This is a genomic window from Pseudomonas sp. FW305-20 (assembly GCF_058788075.1).
The window spans coordinates 106,116-122,724 of record NZ_JBYTAJ010000002.1; the positions used below are offsets into that span (position 1 = coordinate 106,116).

The 16,609-nt window shown below is 59.3% G+C and carries 16 protein-coding genes; 10 read left to right on the top strand and 6 right to left on the bottom strand.

Annotated features, from left to right (window positions below):
• Positions 1-88: 88 nt before the first annotated feature.
• Positions 89-982, bottom strand: a complete 894-nt coding sequence (locus AC3WP4_RS02465; protein WP_102614757.1) for a LysR family transcriptional regulator — start codon at positions 980-982, stop codon at positions 89-91.
• Positions 983-1,085: 103 nt separating this feature from the next.
• Here AC3WP4_RS02465 and AC3WP4_RS02470 point away from each other — a divergent pair, with 103 nt between their 5' ends.
• Together AC3WP4_RS02470 and speB are read left to right on the top strand one after the other, a co-directional pair.
• On the top strand, positions 1,086-2,177 hold the full coding sequence (locus AC3WP4_RS02470; protein WP_102614756.1) for a polyamine ABC transporter substrate-binding protein: 1,092 nt from the start codon (positions 1,086-1,088) through the stop codon (positions 2,175-2,177).
• A gap of 21 nt (positions 2,178-2,198) precedes the next feature.
• Positions 2,199-3,158 (top strand): agmatinase, encoded by a 960-nt coding sequence (speB, locus tag AC3WP4_RS02475; protein WP_102614755.1) that lies wholly within the window; start codon positions 2,199-2,201, stop codon positions 3,156-3,158.
• A gap of 54 nt (positions 3,159-3,212) precedes the next feature.
• Here speB and AC3WP4_RS02480 read toward each other — a convergent pair whose 3' ends face one another.
• Positions 3,213-4,265 carry an aldo/keto reductase gene (locus AC3WP4_RS02480; RefSeq protein ID WP_074876373.1) on the bottom strand — a complete coding sequence of 351 codons (1,053 nt, stop codon included), beginning with the start codon at positions 4,263-4,265 and terminating at the stop codon, positions 3,213-3,215.
• A gap of 203 nt (positions 4,266-4,468) precedes the next feature.
• Between AC3WP4_RS02480 and AC3WP4_RS02485 the strand changes: the two genes are divergently transcribed.
• From AC3WP4_RS02485 to AC3WP4_RS02505, 5 genes are all read left to right on the top strand, one after another.
• A complete protein-coding gene (locus AC3WP4_RS02485) occupies positions 4,469-5,185 on the top strand; it encodes a helix-turn-helix transcriptional regulator (RefSeq protein WP_074876375.1) in 717 nt (238 codons plus the stop codon).
• Positions 5,186-5,237: 52 nt separating this feature from the next.
• On the top strand, positions 5,238-5,579 hold the full coding sequence (locus AC3WP4_RS02490; RefSeq protein WP_008069241.1) for a nuclear transport factor 2 family protein: 342 nt from the start codon (positions 5,238-5,240) through the stop codon (positions 5,577-5,579).
• A 96-nt stretch (positions 5,580-5,675) separates the two neighbouring features.
• A complete protein-coding gene (gene zapE, locus AC3WP4_RS02495) occupies positions 5,676-6,794 on the top strand; it encodes a cell division protein ZapE (protein WP_102614754.1) in 1,119 nt (372 codons plus the stop codon).
• 16 nt (positions 6,795-6,810) lie between these two features.
• Entirely contained in the window at positions 6,811-7,392 is a 582-nt protein-coding gene (locus AC3WP4_RS02500; RefSeq protein ID WP_102614753.1) for a DinB family protein, read from the top strand.
• A 113-nt stretch (positions 7,393-7,505) separates the two neighbouring features.
• Entirely contained in the window at positions 7,506-7,997 is a 492-nt protein-coding gene (locus AC3WP4_RS02505; RefSeq protein WP_074876381.1) for a GNAT family N-acetyltransferase, read from the top strand.
• A gap of 48 nt (positions 7,998-8,045) precedes the next feature.
• Here AC3WP4_RS02505 and AC3WP4_RS02510 read toward each other — a convergent pair whose 3' ends face one another.
• The 4 genes from AC3WP4_RS02510 to AC3WP4_RS02525 all read right to left on the bottom strand — a co-directional run bounded on the left by AC3WP4_RS02510 (position 8,046) and on the right by AC3WP4_RS02525 (position 12,879).
• Positions 8,046-8,249 (bottom strand): hypothetical protein, encoded by a 204-nt coding sequence (locus tag AC3WP4_RS02510; RefSeq protein ID WP_074876383.1) that lies wholly within the window; start codon positions 8,247-8,249, stop codon positions 8,046-8,048.
• Between the two features lie 95 nt (positions 8,250-8,344).
• Positions 8,345-10,582, bottom strand: a complete 2,238-nt coding sequence (locus tag AC3WP4_RS02515; protein WP_102614752.1) for a TonB-dependent siderophore receptor — start codon at positions 10,580-10,582, stop codon at positions 8,345-8,347.
• A 167-nt stretch (positions 10,583-10,749) separates the two neighbouring features.
• The gene (locus AC3WP4_RS02520) at positions 10,750-12,495 is read right to left on the bottom strand and encodes a phosphoethanolamine transferase CptA (RefSeq protein WP_102614751.1); all 1,746 of its coding nucleotides are present in this window, start codon (positions 12,493-12,495) and stop codon (positions 10,750-10,752) included.
• Positions 12,496-12,696: 201 nt separating this feature from the next.
• Positions 12,697-12,879: a DUF6026 family protein gene (locus AC3WP4_RS02525; protein ID WP_008149922.1), complete on the bottom strand. Its 183-nt coding sequence runs from the start codon at positions 12,877-12,879 to the stop codon at positions 12,697-12,699.
• Positions 12,880-13,151: 272 nt separating this feature from the next.
• On the opposite strand from AC3WP4_RS02525, the gene gnd reads away from it, so the two are divergent.
• Genes gnd through AC3WP4_RS02540 form a run of 3 tightly spaced genes read left to right on the top strand, consistent with a single transcriptional unit; the run spans position 13,152 to position 16,467 of the window.
• Positions 13,152-14,132 carry a phosphogluconate dehydrogenase (NAD(+)-dependent, decarboxylating) gene (gene gnd, locus AC3WP4_RS02530; RefSeq protein WP_074876389.1) on the top strand — a complete coding sequence of 327 codons (981 nt, stop codon included), beginning with the start codon at positions 13,152-13,154 and terminating at the stop codon, positions 14,130-14,132.
• Positions 14,129-15,652, top strand: a complete 1,524-nt coding sequence (gene zwf / locus AC3WP4_RS02535) for a glucose-6-phosphate dehydrogenase (RefSeq protein WP_102614750.1) — start codon at positions 14,129-14,131, stop codon at positions 15,650-15,652. The genes gnd and zwf overlap by 4 nt, the downstream gene beginning before the upstream one ends.
• Positions 15,649-16,467, top strand: coding sequence for an HAD family hydrolase (locus tag AC3WP4_RS02540; RefSeq protein ID WP_102614749.1), 819 nt, complete (start codon positions 15,649-15,651; stop codon positions 16,465-16,467). Before zwf ends, AC3WP4_RS02540 begins: the two co-directional genes overlap by 4 nt.
• Positions 16,468-16,609 lie beyond the last annotated feature (142 nt).

The following is a 16,609-nucleotide window of genomic DNA, read 5'->3' on the forward strand; positions in this document are numbered from 1 at the left end:
TTCAGGCAAAACTGTTTCAGCTGATCTTGCGACTGCTTCGCAGTCGAACGGGGGCAAGCCCCCTCGCCACAAAAACTGTTCTGGGGCTTCAGGAGAACGCCGCGAGTAGATCCTCTTCAAAGGCTTTCTGTGCATCCCCCGGCACCTGGGCGCGATGGCGGGCCAGATGGAATGCCACGTCGAAACTCATATCGCCACGGCGCACGGCCCGCAGCAGTCCTTTGTCTTCCCAGCTGCGGGCAAAGTGTTCGGGTAAATAACCGACGTGCTTGCCAGAGAGAATGAAGGCGAGGGTGCCTTCGACTTGCTCCGAGCGCGCCGAACACCTCTTCCCCTGGAAGGGCTCGTCGCTGCGCAGGAAGCGGTAAGGGTGATCGACCCGATCGCAAGCCTGTAGCGCTTGATCGTCAGGCGCCTCATTGGTGAACAACGGATGGCCGGCGGCGCAATACAAGTGCTGGGTTTCGGTAAACAGTTCGCGGTAGTCAAAAGCACTTTGCACTTGTGAGAAATAGCCGATCGCCAGGTCCAGTCGTTGTTGCAGCAGCAAGCGTTCCATCTCGCCGGGCATGGCGCTGATCAATTCGATACGTACCGATTCGTCCCGTTCGCGAAAACGCCGGATCGCATCGGCCACCCGTTGCAGCACGGATTGATCGAGCGCTTCGGACAGCCCCAGCCGCACCTCGCCGATCAGGCGCCCGGCCACTCCATTGGATTGATGGCGGAAGGCTTCGATGGACTCGAACAGGCTGCGAGTTGCATTCAGCAGTTGTTCTCCCTTGGGTGTGATCTTGAAACCACCCTTGCCGCGACTGCACAGGCGATAACCGAGTCGGGTTTCCAGTTTGGCCATTTGCTGGCTGATGCTCGACTGACTCAAGCCCAGTTCCCCCTGGGCTGCACTGAAACCACCGCACTCCACCACGTTGACGAACAGACGCAGCAGTTGCAGATCGAGATCGTGGAGTTGGCTGAGCATCAAAACATTACTCCTGGATAAAGTCAGGATAACTAACTTGGTATTTTTCCAATGTATCCGACGACGCATTCTGCATCCACTTCATCTGGTCAGGTGTTCCGTCATGGCTCCCATGTTCAAGCTGTGTTTACCCGCGCTGTTCCTCGCCATGGCTGTATCGGCCCAGGCCGAGGAAAAAGCCCTGAATCTCTACAGTTGGTCCGATTACGTAGCGCCGGAAACCTTGCAGCGTTTCGAGCAGGAAACCGGTATCCACGTGCGCTACGACACCTTTGATTCCTCGGAGGTGCTCGAAACCAGGTTGCTCACCGGGGGCAGCGGTTATGACGTGGTCGTGCCGTCTTCCAGCGTGCTGGCCCGCGGATTGGCCGCCGGTGCCTTGAAAGAGATTCCCCACGAAGGCCTCAAAGGTTACGCCAACCTCGATCCGGATTTGTTGGAAAAACTCGCCGCCGTCGACCCCGGCAATCGCTATGGCGTGCCCTACACCTGGGGCACCCTGGGCTTGGGGATGAATGTCGTGGCGGTGAAACAGCGCTTGCCGAATGTGCCGCTCAATAGCCTCGATTTGCTGTTCAAGCCTGAGTACGCCAGCAAACTGAAGGACTGCGGCATTGCCATTCTCGATTCGCCTCAGGAAGTCGTCGGCCTGGCGTTGCATTACTTGGGTAAAGATCCCTACAGCACTGACAAGGCTGATCTGACAGCCGCTGAGGCGTTACTGCTTCAGTTGCAACCGAATGTGCTGTACGTCGCGACCGGTCGACAGATCAGCGATCTGGCCAATGGTGATGTTTGCCTGGCGCTGACCTACAACGGTGACGCCAGCATGGCCGCCGACCAGGCGCGCAAGTCCAATAAACCGTTCGAAGTGGCGTACCGGATTCCGAAAGAGGGCACGCTGGTCTGGCAGGACAACCTGGCGATCCCCAAGGACGCGCCTCACCCCGAAGCGGCCCGCGCCTTTATCGAGTTCATGTTGCGCCCTGACTCCGTCGCGGCGCTGACCAACACACTGTTCTTTGCCACGGCCAACCAGGCCGCAACGCCGCTGGTGGATGAGGCGGTGCGCAGCGACCCGGACATTTATCCACCCGCCGACGTTCGCGGTCTGCTGTACGCCGACCGCAGCATGAGCCTCAAGGACCTGCGCCAGCGCACTCGCTTGTGGACCACTTTCCGTAGCCGCCAATAAGCCAATAACAAGGAGCACCTGATGGACATCCCGATGCAAAACGATCAGGCCATGACCCGCGACAGCCTCTACGGCACCGCCGCAGAAAGTACCTACGCCGGTATCACTAGTTTCATGCGCCGTCGCTACAGTCGCGACTTGCGCGGCGCCGACGTAGCGGTCAGCGGTGTCCCGTTCGACACCGCCACCAGCAACCGCCCCGGTGCGCGTTTCGGACCACGGGGCATTCGTGCCGCGTCCACCGGGATTGCCTGGGAGCGCCATTGGCCATGGACGTTCGACCCGTTCGACCATCTGGCGGTGATCGACTACGGCGATTGCGACTTCGATTACGGCACACCGCAGTCGGTGCCGGAAAGCATTGAAGCCCACGCCGAACACATACTCAACGCCGGTAGCGCGATGCTGACGTTCGGCGGGGATCACTTCATCACGTACCCGCTGCTCAAGGCCCATGCGCGTAAGCACGGTCCGCTGTCGTTGATCCACTTCGACGCCCACAGCGACACCTGGCCGGACGAAGACGGCAAGCGCGTCGATCACGGCACGATGTTCTGGCACGCGGCCAAGGAAGGGTTGGTGGATCCGTCGCGTTCGGTGCAGATCGGTTTGCGCACCACCAATGACGATCACCAGGGCTTTCAAGTGCTGGATGCGCGGCAAGTGCATCGAGGTGGCGTTGATGCGATTGTCGAGGCCATTCGGGCACGGGTCGGTGATCACCCGGTGTACCTGACGTTCGACATCGATTGCCTCGATCCGGCTTTCGCTCCAGGCACCGGAACGCCGGTGTGCGGCGGCCTGAGCACGGTGCAGGCGCTGGAAATCCTCGGCGGCTTGCGCGGGATTAACCTGGTGGGGATGGACGTTGTGGAAGTGGCGCCGGCCTACGACAGTGCGGACATTACCTCACTGGCGGCGGCGACGTTGGCGATGGAAATGCTGTGCCTCTATGCCGCGAAGCATAAGGTCGACCGATAAAACGCGGTCAAAACTGTGGGAGCGGCGGTGCGGCGCTCCCACATTTAATCTGTGTCAGGCCACCGGGATGATCGGCAGATCCAGGGTTTCAGCCCCGGTAAATCGCGCCATCGACCCGGCAATGGATTCATGGGGCACGCCCATCGCCACACCACTGACCCCATCAAGCCGCGACAACTGTTCAGCACTCAATTGCACATTCAGCGCCCCCAGCGTCGCATCCAGTTGCTCACGGGTGCGCGAGCCGAGAATCGGGATCAGCGCAGTGGTCGAGCGCTTGGCTTTTTCCCGCAGCCAGGCAATGGCCACGTGCGTCGGGCTGGTGTCCAGTTCTGCGGCGACGGCCAATAAAGTGTCGAGCAGGGCGGTTTCACGGGCGCTTTTCTCGGCGTGGATCAGCATGCCGAGTTTGGCAGCGCGGTTGTCGCCATCGTTGGTGCGGTACTTGCCGGTGAGGAACCCGCCACCCAACGGTGACCATAACGTAGCGGCCAAGCCCAAGGCTTCGGCCATCGGCAGTTGTTCACGTTCGGCGGTGCGTTCGGCGAGGCTGTATTCCACCTGAATCGCCGCAATCGGCGAGAAACCACGAATCTCGGCCAGCAAATCTGCCCGAGCGATGCGCCACGCCGGGAAGTTCGACAGCCCGGCGTAATGAATCTTGCCGGCGCGTACCAGGTCGTCGAAACCGCGCAGGATCTCTTCCATCGGGGTCACGCCATCGCTCATGTGGGCCCAGAACAGGTCGATGTGGTCGGTGTCGAGTCGTTTCAGGCTTTCTTCGACGGCGCGAACCATGTTCTTGCGGTTGTTGCCGGTGTGGGAAATACCCGCGGCCGGCGTGGTCCCCAGGGTGTATTTGGTGGCGATGACCAGGCGATCCCGTTCCGCTGCGATGAATTCGCCAAGCATGGCTTCCGACTGGCCAGCCTGATAGCCGTTGGCGGTGTCGATGAAATTGCCGCCGGCCTCCAGGTAGCCATCAAAGATGCGTTTGGCTTCGTCGCGCTCGGCGCCATGACCCCAACCGGTGCCGAAGTTACCGGCGCCCAACGCCAGTTCCGAGACCCGCAAGCCGGTTTTGCGGCCGAAGACTTTGTAATGCATGGGATGACTCCTGAAGGAAAAGACGTGGGGTCGAATAGAAAAGTTTGTCGACATGCATTTAATATGATGTTGGTAATATTTTGCGTCAAGGCGCTTTTCCGTTCGCAAGAGGATGGCCGACCACCGGTCTGACTGCTACTGCCACTTTCTGACAGGTGCCTCTGCTAAGCTCCGACAACTTTTACGGACAGAGCCTGCCGATCGTGTCGCGTACCACTCGTTTACTGACCTTGTTGCAAGTACTGCGCGGCAAAAGTCGTCCGGTGACCGCGGCGACGCTTGCCGGCGAATTGCAGATTTCTGAACGTACGCTGTACCGCGACATCGCCGAACTCTCCGCCCTCGGCGCGCCAATCTACGGCGAAGCGGGGATCGGCTACGTGCTGCGCAGCGGTTTGTTTTTGCCACCGTTGATGCTCAACGCCGATGAAACCGAAGCCATCGTGCTGGGGTTGCGCTATGTGGATCAGCGCGGTGATGAGGTGTTGAGCAAAGCGGCGGCCGATGCGCTGGCCAAGATTGCGGCGGTATTGGCGCCCGAAGCGCTGGACGCGTTACGCAACCCGACGGTGTTGCCGGGACCGCCCGGCTATGGCTTTGCACCCAACGCCGTGCCGCTGAATGTGTTTCGCCAAGCCATCCGCGATCAGGCCAAGCTCCATATCGATTACGCGGACGCCAACCAGGTGCCGAGTCAGCGGCTGATCTGGCCGCTGGCCCTGGGTTTTTTGAACGAGGTGCGAATCATCGTCGCCTGGTGTGAGTTGCGCAGCGCCTATCGGACCTTTCGCACTGACCGGATCTCGGCGGCGAACGAGCAGGGCGAGCGTTATCCGGGGCGGCGCAGCGACCTGCTGCGCACCTGGCGCAAGCAGATGCAACTGGACGAAGCCGGGCGCTTCACTCCTGACAAGAACTGACACAGGCTTGTTTTAGCATGGCTGCAGAATCAACAAACAAGGAGCCGTAACCATGTCCAATCCCGCCTCTTCACTGGCGCCCGCCATCGCCGCCTACATTGCTGCCGCCAATGCCCGCGACACCTCACGGGTTGCCAGTTTTTTCGCTGAGGATGCCAATGTGTTCGATGAAGGCCAGCACCAGGTCGGCACTCACGCCATCGCGCAATGGATGCAAGACACCGCCCAGCGATACCAGCCACGGGTCGAAGTGCTCGACGTGCAACTGCGCACCGGCAAAGTGTTGGTGCATAACCTGATATCCGGAACGTTTCCGGGCAGCCCGCTGGAATTACGCTACATGTTTCGCCTTAATGAACAGGGCAAGATCGCCCGGTTAGACATCTCCCTCTAACCGATCACAACAGATCGCCTGTAGCCGCTGCGTTGTGGCGAGGGGATAAATCCCCTCGCCACAACACAGGTGCCACATGGACGTATACTGCCGCGCATGAATGTCGACTCCCCCTTAAACGCCTGGCAACACGCCATCGAACAGAAGGGCTTCGTCCAGGACGAAGCCCAGGAACATGCCGTGTGGGCGCTGCAGAAATGCTACGAGGCGCTGCATGAAGGGCGCACGCCGGTCACTGGCGTGTACCTCTGGGGTCCGGTCGGTCGCGGCAAGACCTGGTTGATGGACCAGTTTTACCAAAGCCTGAAGGTCCCGGCCCGCCGCCAACATTTCCACCACTTCATGGGCTGGGTGCATCAGCGTTCGTTTCAGCTGACCGGCACCGCCGACCCGTTGAAGGCGCTGGCTCGCGAACTGAGCGAGGAAGTGCGGGTCCTGTGCTTTGATGAATTGTTCGTCAACGACATCGGCGACGCGATCATTCTCGGGCGTTTGTTTCAGGTGATGTTCGAACAGGGCGTGGTGGTGGTCTGTACCTCCAATCAGCCACCGGATCAGCTGTACGCCGATGGCTTCAACCGCGACCGGTTCGTGCCCGCCATCGAGGCCATCAAGAAACATATGCAGGTGATTGCGGTGGATGGCGGCGAAGATCATCGCCTGCATCCAGGCAAAGGTTTGCAGCGTTACTGGGTGGCGGCACCGGGACAACCCAGCGCTCTGGGTGAAGTGTTCAAGGCACTGACCGTCGGCCAGTCGGTGTCCAGTGACCCGATCAAGGTCGGCTACCGCTCACTCAATGTCGTGCAGGCCAGTCAAACCGTACTCTGGACTCGTTACGCCGATCTCTGTGAGCAGCCGTTTGCCGCCATGGATTTCATCGCTCTGTGCGACACCTTCAGCGCTATTCTTTTGAGTGAGGTGCCCAACCTCAGCGCGCAAAAGCGCGAAGGGCGCATCGCCCGAGGCACTGAAGACGGTGTCGAGCGGGTAGCGGCGGGCGATCGCGAGTTGCCGCAATTGTCGGTGCATGACGACGGTGTACGGCGTTTCATCGCCCTGGTGGACGAGTGCTACGACCGCAAGGTGCCGCTGTGCCTCGAAGCGCAGGTGCCCATGGAATCGTTGTACACCGAGGGTTATCTGGAGTTTCCGTTCCGCCGCACCCTCAGCCGTTTACAGGAAATGCAGCTGCAACGTTTCGCCGAAGCTTGAACAAGGAGCCGCGAACATGAATCAGCCTCTGTCGCACCATTTGCTGACGATGGCCTATCAGAATGCCTGGGCCAATCATCGACTCGCCAAGGCCTGGAGCCAGTTGAGCCCGACCGAGCTGACGGCGCCCCGGGTCAGCTTCTTTCCCAGTCTGCGCGCTACCCTCAACCACATCCTGACCCGCGACTGGTTTTATGTGGATGCGCTGGAGCGGGAGTTGCGCGGCGATGACCCGCATCCTGACTGCTCTGTGTTTTTCAACCAGGACGAGCCGTTTACGCACGCCGCAGACCTCAAGCGCGAACAAGCGCTGGTGGACCGTCGACTGATTGCCTATTGCGAGCAAATGCGCGACGCAGACCTTGGCAAGATCGTGACCATCGCCCGGGACACGCCGCAACATGACAGCCGCTTGCGCCTGCTGTCGCATCTGTTCGAGCACCAGATTCATCATCGCGGGCAGGTTCACGCCATGCTCAGCGGCACCTCGGTCAAACCACCGCAACTGGACGAGTTTTTCTGTGCCGGTGAGTCAGACTTGAGGGCTGAGGATTTTGCTGAACTGGGGTGGACCGAAGCGTTGATCTGGGGCGCTTGAGTGAAAAATTAGCGCAGGGTCGGGTTGTCGACACGGCGGTGCCCGCGATATTGTCGGTCGGCCTTTCAGTTCGAAATGCGCTGGGGCAACTTAATGTGTGAACGAGGGTGGAAATGGAATCCGCAGAAATTCTTGTGCTTCAGGCCAGTTACACCAATTCGGTGCATGCCGAGGCAATTGGGCTGGTGCTGAATGCTTACGCCGAAGACCCGATGGGGGGCGGCCACTCATTGCCCGCCGACTTGTTGAAGCAAATCCCGGCGGAACTGGCCAAACGTCCCCATGCGTTCAGTGTTCTGGCGTTTGTCGGTGGCGAGCCGGCCGGGTTGGTCAATTGCTTTGAAGGTTTCTCGACCTTCGCCTGTCGACCGCTGGTCAACGTGCACGATGTGGCGGTGGTGAAGAAGTTTCGCGGCTTGGGGTTAAGCCAGAAAATGCTGCAAAAGGTCGAAGACATCGCCCGCCAGCGCGGCTGCTGCAAAATCACGCTGGAAGTGCTGGAAGGTAATGCAGTCGCCCAGGCGTCCTATGGCAAGTTCGGTTTTGCCGCAGGCATGTTCGACCCAGCGCACGGCCGGATGCTGTTCTGGACCAAGGCGCTTTAAGGTAATACGAGCAATGAAAAAGGGCGTCCATCAGGACGCCCTTTGTCGTTACGGTTTGTAGTGCTCTGTCACTTGCGCGGTTTGATCATTCGGAACCCTGATTTCAGCGGTGCTGGCGTGACTTTGATTCGCCGTTTGGCTCAGACGCAGACTCTCAAAGTAATACCGCATGCGTTCAGCGCCACCTTCAGCGAATACAGCGGTTGAACTGATCAGCATCAGGCCGGCGAGGATCATGGTTGTACGTTTCATGGTATGCCCCACTACGAGTTGTCGGGTCCTTTCGTCCATGAAGCAATGTCGAAGGGACATTATCCGCCGATTCCGTCAAATGGGAATTGCCTGCGCTAGAGCTTCCAGTCCAGGCTCAGGGTCACCGTACGCGGGTCACCCCAAAACACACCGTTATAGAACCCGACGTTGTCGTAATACTTCTTGTCGAACAGGTTATCGACGTTCAGCGAGGCGGACAGGTGCTTGTCGAACTCATACCGCGACATCAGTTTGACCACGGTATAAGCCTCTTGGCGGATGTTGGTTTTTTCGGTGATCACCGCACCGTTGGCATCACGTCCCACTGGGCGACTGGCGGCGCGGAACACATCGCTTTGCCAATTCACCGCGCCACCGACGGTCAGTGCCTGCCAGTCGCCGGGCAAACGATAGGCCGTGGAGAGCCGGAACATGTTCAGCGGCTGGTTGGTATTGGCGCGTTTCTTTTCGCCATTGGCCGCGTGGGTGTAGGTGTAGCCGGCCGTCATGTTCCAACCGGCCATGACTTCGCCCGAGGCCTCGGCTTCGAAGCCCTGAACCTTGTTGCCTTTACCACCTGACTTGTAGAACTCGTCACCGGTCACCGGGTCCGGTGGCACCGAATCGTCGAGTTCGGCAACGTTGTCCTGTTTGCTCCAGAACAGCGCGGTCGCCAGGTTGAGGCGTTCTTCCAGCAGGCTGCCCTTGAGCCCCAGTTCATAGTTGCTGCCCACCACCGGCTCGAGGTATTTGCGGTTGCTGTCGCGGTTGTCTTGCGGCTTGAAAATGTCGGTGTAGCTGACGTACGCGGTGTATTCGGGGGTGAGGTCGTAGAGGAGCCCGGCGTAGGGCGTCCACATGTCGTTGTGTTCCTGGCTGCTGGCATCGACGCTGCTCAGTTGCAGGTTGTTGTCGTACTTGTTGGTCCTGGTCGACACCTTCCAGCTGCCATAACGACTGCCGAGTACGGCGTGCAGCTCATCCGTCAGACTCAGGCGAGTGGCCAGGTAACCGGCCTTCTGGCGGGTACTGTCTTTTGAACCTGAAAGGCTGGTGACCGTGTCGGGAAACTTGGCGATATCACCCATGTACTTCCAGTCGCGGATGCTTTCGTAATCCGCCGCCCTGGGGCCGTCCATCATGTAGGGCGAATCTTCCCGGCGCTCGGCCTCGCCGTAGCCGATCATCATTTCGTGTTCCCTTCCGTATAGCGAGTAAGGGCCGGCTATGTTGAAGTCATACGCCTTCATTTTTTGCGTACTGAGCATGTGGCTGACGTTAGCGCTCATGCCACTGCGATCAGCCTCAGGGAAACCCCCGCCGCCGTAGTAGATCTTGCCGTCGGTATCGCTCTCGCGATGGGTGTAGGCGGCCTTGGCGCGCCACCCGGCACCCAATTGGTGTTCCAGCGTGGCGAACGCGGTTTTGTCCTTGAGCGGCCAGGAACTCCACGAGGTGGCCATGTTGGTGGAGCGTCCGAGGTTGGCCTTGCCACCGTCAGCGTTCCAGTACGGCACCGTGCCCCAGGATGTGCCCTGGACGTGTTTGTTCTGATAGTCGTAACCCACGGCCAACACAGTGTCATCGGTCAAATCGGCTTCAAGAATCCCGTAGCCGACTTCACGTTGTTGCTGGTACTTGTCGCGGAACGAATCGCTGTCGCGATATGCCAGCACGCTGCGTCCGCGCAAGCGGCCGTCGAACGCCAGCGGGCCGCCGACATCCAGATAACTGTAGTAGTCGTCATAACTGCCACCGCTGACCCCGGTCTGGACTTGCCACTGCGACGTCGGCCGTTTACGCACCATGTTGATGGTGGCGGAAGGGTCGCCCGCGCCAGTGGTCAGGCCGGTGGCACCACGAACCACTTCGATGCGGTCGTAGATGATGGTGTCGGAATCGGACTTCATGAAGGTGAAGGTGTTCAGCATGCCGTCGATCTGGAAATTGCTGATCGAGTAACCCCGGGACGAATAGCTGACCCGGTCCGAATCGTTGTGCTGAACCACCACGCCGGTGGTCTGGCTCATGGCTTCGGACAGCGTGCCGAGTTTGAAGTCGTCCATTTGTTGGCGCGTGACCACGGACACCGATTGCGGCGTTTCCTTGATCGACAGGTTCAGGCGAGTGGCCGTGCTCATGGCGCCCGTGGTGTACGACTCGGTGTTTTCGGTGGTGCTGCCCAAGCCCTGGGCGGTGACATTGGTGGCGCCCAGTTCGAGGGTGCGGGCGGGTTCTTTATCTGGGCTGGTGTCAGCCAGCAAGTCGGGGCACAGGGCGACACTGCACAGGCCCAGGGTAAAGGTCATGGAACGGGTGATAGGCGCGAACATCGCGACCGACTCCTTGTCTTCGAGGGAAAATTTCCGTTTGTTCAAAGACGAAGGGGAGAGGCGGGATTTAGCTATAAACGAGAATAATTATTATCTTTGCAGCGTTTCGGGCAGCGCCGCCGCGCAAAGGCACAGGAAAAAGGGGCCGGAACCGGCCCCTGAAAGGATTACTTCTGAACGGCTGCCGTAGCGCCTGGCAGGGCCTTGGGTTTCATCAGGCTAAAGTCGATCAATGCCTTTTGCTCGCGCTCATAAGGATTGCCGATCATCAATGGCCGTGGCTTGAAACTGTCGCTGACCAGGCTTTTGCTGCGATCCAGTTCATCGAAGCTCAGACCCGCCAGATCAGCCCAAGTATGGATCAGGTGCGAGCTGCTGTAAGGCCGCCCCAGATCACCGGCAAAGCTCCAGTCGTGGTTTTCGCGCCATTTCGGCGAGGCCCAGGCCATGAACGGAATGGTGTACATCGGCGCCGTCGGTTTGCTTTCGTTGCGGCCAAGGGTGCTGTGACCAGGAGAATCGAAAACGTCTTCACCGTGGTCGGAAAGGTACAGCAGGAAGCCGTTCGGATCAGACTTGGCGTAGTCCTTGATCAGGCTCGAAACCACGAAGTCGTTGTACAGCACCGCGTTGTCATAGCTGTTGTACGTCGGCACCTGGTCGTCACGTACACCGTCGGGAACGCCTTTGCGGTCCTTGAACTTGTCGAAGGACGACGGATAGCGGTATTGATAGCTCATGTGCGTGCCGAGCAAATGCACGACGATCAGCTTGCGCGGCGCAGCGTCGGCCAAGGCCTTGTTGAACGGCTCGATCACATCGCCATCGTACTGGGCGGCATTCTGGTTACGGTTGTTGTTCAGGTACACCTGCTCGTCGGCCTGCTCGGAGAAGGTCGTGAGCATGGTGTTGCGCTTGGTCATGGTCTGCTGGTTGGTGATCCAGAAGGTCTTGTAGCCTGCCTGTTTCATCATGCTGACTAGCGACGGGGTCGACAGGTACAGGTCCGGGTTTTCTTCATCGGCGAAGGTCAGAACCTGCTGCAACGCCTCGATGGTGTAAGGGCGTGGGGTGATGACATTATCGAAGACCGCCAGTTGATCCTTGAGCTTGTCCAGCTCCGGGGTGGTTTCCCGAGGGTAGCCGTACAGGCTCATGCGCTGACGGTTGGTGGACTCACCGATCACCAGCACCAGGGTCGCCGGCTGACTGGCCGCCGAATCCTTGAGATTGTGCAGGGGAGGGATCTTGCTCGCGCTATGGAGCATGTCTTGCATACCCGCCAGGGTATCGAGGTAACGGTGATAAGCCACGGCCATCTGCCAAGGCACGGCGGGCTCGATACGGGTTTCAAACTTCTCGAAACCGCTGGCAAGGCTGCCGGTACGCGCGGTTTGCTTTATCAGCGGATAACCGACCACGGCCACCACAATCGCCGTTGCAGCCACCAGTGCCCGACCGCGGGGCATGTACACCGGGCGCAAGCGAGTCCAGAGGAAGTAAGCGAAAGCGGTGTGGGCGAGGAATGCCGCCACCATCCACCAGGCAAAATACTGAGTCATGTACTCGCCGGCTTCAGAGATGTTCGACTCGAACATGATGAAGATGACGCTTTGGGAAAACTCCTGCTGATAGATGAAGAAGTAACCCAGGCTGGCCATTGAACAGGCCCACAGCACCACACCGATGACTGCCGCCATGACACGTGTCTGTTTGGGGAACAGCAACATCGGCGCAAGCCAGAGGGCGCTCATCACAAAGGCCTGGCGGAACCCGCTGAAACCAGAGGTGCCTGTCAGTTGGATCAGCAGTTGGGTAATGCCGGAAAAATACCAGAAGAACAGGAACAGCCAGAGAAATCCTGTCCAGTCGAAACCATTCGCAGACGTATTGCTGCGTTTAAACAAAGCCATTCAGCGCTCCAGCCAGTCATCACTTTCATCGTCGGGACATCGACGTCACCGACGAACAGGCACCGCGCGGATACCGAGCGGCCATAATGAGCCGGAGTATCAACAAACGGATGTGAAAACTTCGTGATGTTGCCGGGTTTGGCAAAGAGGGAATGGCAGGTCGGAAACAGCAATGGGCTGCTTCCGAATCAAGCGAGGGGATCAGGCGTGAGGCACACGGTGAGTGACGGGCAAAGGCTGGGCCTGATTGCTTTGTGTCAACAAGCGCAATTGCGCGAGCTCCTGCTTCAATTGGTCGCGCTCGTCTTTCAACTGGCGCAATTCATCGCGACGAATCGTGACGTAAAGGGTTTGTGCTGGCCGTGCTGCTTGTACTGTGCCCATTGCTCACCTCGCAAATGGCTGTCTCAACTGTAAACCTGCCCCCGACATCGGGTGCTTATTTACTATCGGCGCCGATTTTGATTTCTTTTGCCCTTGAAGGGAACTTTTTTATTTTTCATGGTCGTTGTGTCTTCGGCTCGATTACCGACGTTATCAATCTGAATCGGGCACAATGCCCGGAAACTATGTGCCAGCGCTCTGGACTAACCCTCATTAGTCACGTTGGGCTATAACCTTTGACACACTTTATTTGTAGTAAGGAGCATCAGCACATGCAACTCGGGATTATTGGACTGGGCCGCATGGGCGGTAATATTGCGCGGCGCCTGATGCTCAACGGGCATACCACCGTTGTTTACGACCGCAATACCGCCTTTGTCGACACCCTGGCCGCAGAAGGCGCCGCTGGCGTCATCGACCTGCCAGCGTTGGTCGCTGGCCTGGCCAAGCCACGTGCGGTGTGGGTGATGCTGCCGGCCGGCGCACCGACCGAAGACACCATCGACACCCTGAGCACCCTGCTCGAAGCTGGCGATACCATCATCGACGGCGGCAACACCTTCTATAAGGACGACATCCGCCGGGCGAAAACCCTCTCGCAGAAAGGCCTGCACTACGTCGACGTCGGCACCTCCGGCGGCGTCTGGGGCCTTGAGCGTGGTTACTGCATGATGATCGGTGGCGAAGCCGAGGTGGTTAAGCGCCTTGATCCGCTGTTCGACAGCCTTGCACCGGGCCTGGGTGACATCCCTCGGACCAAGGACCGCAAGTCCGAAGACGACCGTGCCGAGCGCGGTTACATCCACGCAGGCCCGGCCGGATCTGGCCATTTCGTGAAAATGATCCACAACGGCATCGAATACGGAATGATGCAGGCCTTCGCCGAAGGCTTCGACATCCTCAAGACCAAAGCCAGCACCAACCTGCCGGAAGACCAGCGTTTCGACCTGAACGTAGGCGACATCGCCGAAGTCTGGCGTCGTGGCAGCGTTGTGTCGTCCTGGTTGCTCGACCTGACCGCCGACGCGCTGGCCAGCGACCCGAAACTCGACGGGTACTCAGGCTCGGTAGCTGACAGCGGTGAAGGTCGCTGGACCATCGAAGCCGCCATGGAGCAATCGGTGCCCGTACCGGTGCTGTCGAACTCGCTGTTCTCCCGCTATCGGTCGCGCGGGCAAGGCACCTTTGGCGACAAGATTCTCTCGGCCCAACGTTTCGGCTTCGGTGGCCACGTGGAGACTTCGAAAAAATGACCCGCTTGATCCGCAATAAATCCAAGGCAGAAGTCGCACCACCGACCACGCTGTTTCTGTTCGGTGCCCACGGTGACCTGGTCAAGCGTCTGCTGATGCCGGCGCTGTACAACCTGAGTCGTGACGGTCTGCTTGGGGATGGACTGCGGATCATCGGCGTCGACCACAACGCCATCACCGATGAAGCCTTTGCGAAAAAACTCGAAGACTTCATTCGGGCCGAAGTGGCTGCCAAGGTCGGCAAGGGCGAGCATGCCCTTGACCCGGCCTTGTGGGCCAAGTTGGCCAAAGGCATCAGCTACGTCCAGGGCGACTTCCTGGACGAGAGCACCTATCAAGCCCTGGCGGCGAAAATCGCCGACAGCGGCACCGGCAATGCCGTCTTCTACCTGGCCACTGCGCCACGTTTCTTCAGTGAGGTGGTGCGTCGTCTCGGCGCCTCCGGCTTGCTGCAAGAGTCGCCGGAAGCGTTCAGACGGGTCGTGATCGAAAAACCCTTCGGTTCCGATCTGCCAACGGCGGAAGCCTTGAACGCTTGTTTGCTCAAGGTAATGACGGAAAACCAGATCTACCGGATCGATCACTATCTGGGCAAGGAAACCGTGCAGAACATTCTGATCAGCCGGTTTTCCAACAGTCTGTTCGAAGCGTTCTGGAACAACCACTACATCGACCACGTACAAATCACCGCCGCCGAAACCGTCGGCGTGGAAACCCGTGGCAGTTTTTATGAGCACACCGGCGCCTTGCGGGACATGGTGCCCAATCACCTGTTCCAATTGCTGGCGATGGTCGCGATGGAGCCGCCGGCTGCCTTTGGCGCCGACGCAGTACGCGGCGAGAAGGCCAAGGTGGTCGGTGCGATTCGTCCTTGGTCGGTCGAGGAAGCGCTGGCCAATTCGGTACGCGGCCAATACACGCCCGGCGAAATCGACGGCAAGCCGTTGCCGGGGTATCGCCAGGAAAACAACGTGGCGCCCGACAGCAATACCGAAACTTACGTCGCGCTGAAAGTCATGATCGACAACTGGCGCTGGGTCGGCGTGCCGTTTTACCTGCGCACCGGCAAACGCATGAGCGTGCGCGATACCGAGATTGTCATCTGCTTCAAACCGGCGCCGTATGCGCAGTTCCGTGATACCGAGGTCGATGAACTGCAACCGACCTATCTGCGAATCCAGATTCAACCCAACGAAGGCATGTGGTTCGATCTGCTGGCCAAACGGCCCGGCCCGGCCTTGAAAATGGCCAATATCGAACTGGGCTTTGCCTACAAGGATTTCTTTGAAATGCAGCCGTCCACCGGCTATGAAACCCTGATCTACGATTGCCTGACCGGCGATCAGACGCTGTTCCAGCGCGCCGACAACATCGAGAATGGCTGGCGCGCCGTGCAGCCGTTCCTCGACGCCTGGCAGCAGGACGCGAGCGTGCAGAGCTATGCCGCTGGCGAAGACGGCCCGCAGGCTGCAGAAGATCTGCTGACTCGCGATGGTCGCGTCTGGCACGGCCTCGGATGAGTGATACAGCGCAACCCATTCGTTTTCTGCTCAGTGACATGGACGGCACCTTGTTGCTGCCCGATCACAGCCTCAGCCAACGCACGATTGAAGCCGTCCGTTCATTGCGCGAGGCGGGCGTGTTGTTCAGCCTCGCCACCGGCCGCCCACCCAAAGCCATGTTGCAGCAGATCGAAGCCCTGGGCGTCGACTTGCCAACGGCAGCCTTCAATGGCGGCACCATCGTCAATCCGGACGGCAGTTTGCTGGTCGCACATTTCTTGCCGGCGACGGTTGCGCTGACGGCATTAGCGCTGTTTGCCGACCGGCCGGACATCGAAATCTGGGTGTTCAGTGGTGGCGACTGGTTGCTCAAAGATCCGAACGGCCCAATGGTGCCTCGTGAACAGCACGGCCTGGGTTATCCGCCAGTGGTGGTCGAGAGTTTTGAACCGTACCTGGAACGTATCGACAAGATCGTCGCCACCAGCAACAACACGCAGTTGTTGATTGAACTGGAAGCGCTGCTGCTGCCCAAAGTGGAAGGCCAGGCACAGGTTTCCCGTTCACAGCCGATTTATCTGGACGTGACCGCCATGCAAGCCAACAAGGGTGCAGCGCTGGTGACACTGGCTGAATTTCTCGGTGTACCGCTGGAGCAGACCGCGGCGCTGGGCGATGGCGGCAATGACCCGGCGATGTTTCACCGCGCAGGCTTGTCGATCGCCATGGGGCAGTCGGAAGAGGCGGTGAAGCGCCAGGCCGACGTGGTGACGGGCGCCAATACCGAAGAGGGTGCGGCCCAGGCAATCGAGCGCTACATCCTCCCTCGATAACTCATGCAAAAAACCTGTGGGAGCGGGCTTGTGTGGCGAGGGGGCTTGCCCCGTTGGGCCGCGGAGCGGCCCCAAAAAATGGGACTGCTGCGCAGTCCAACGGGGGCAAGCCCCCTCGCCACATAAGCCCGCTCCCATATTT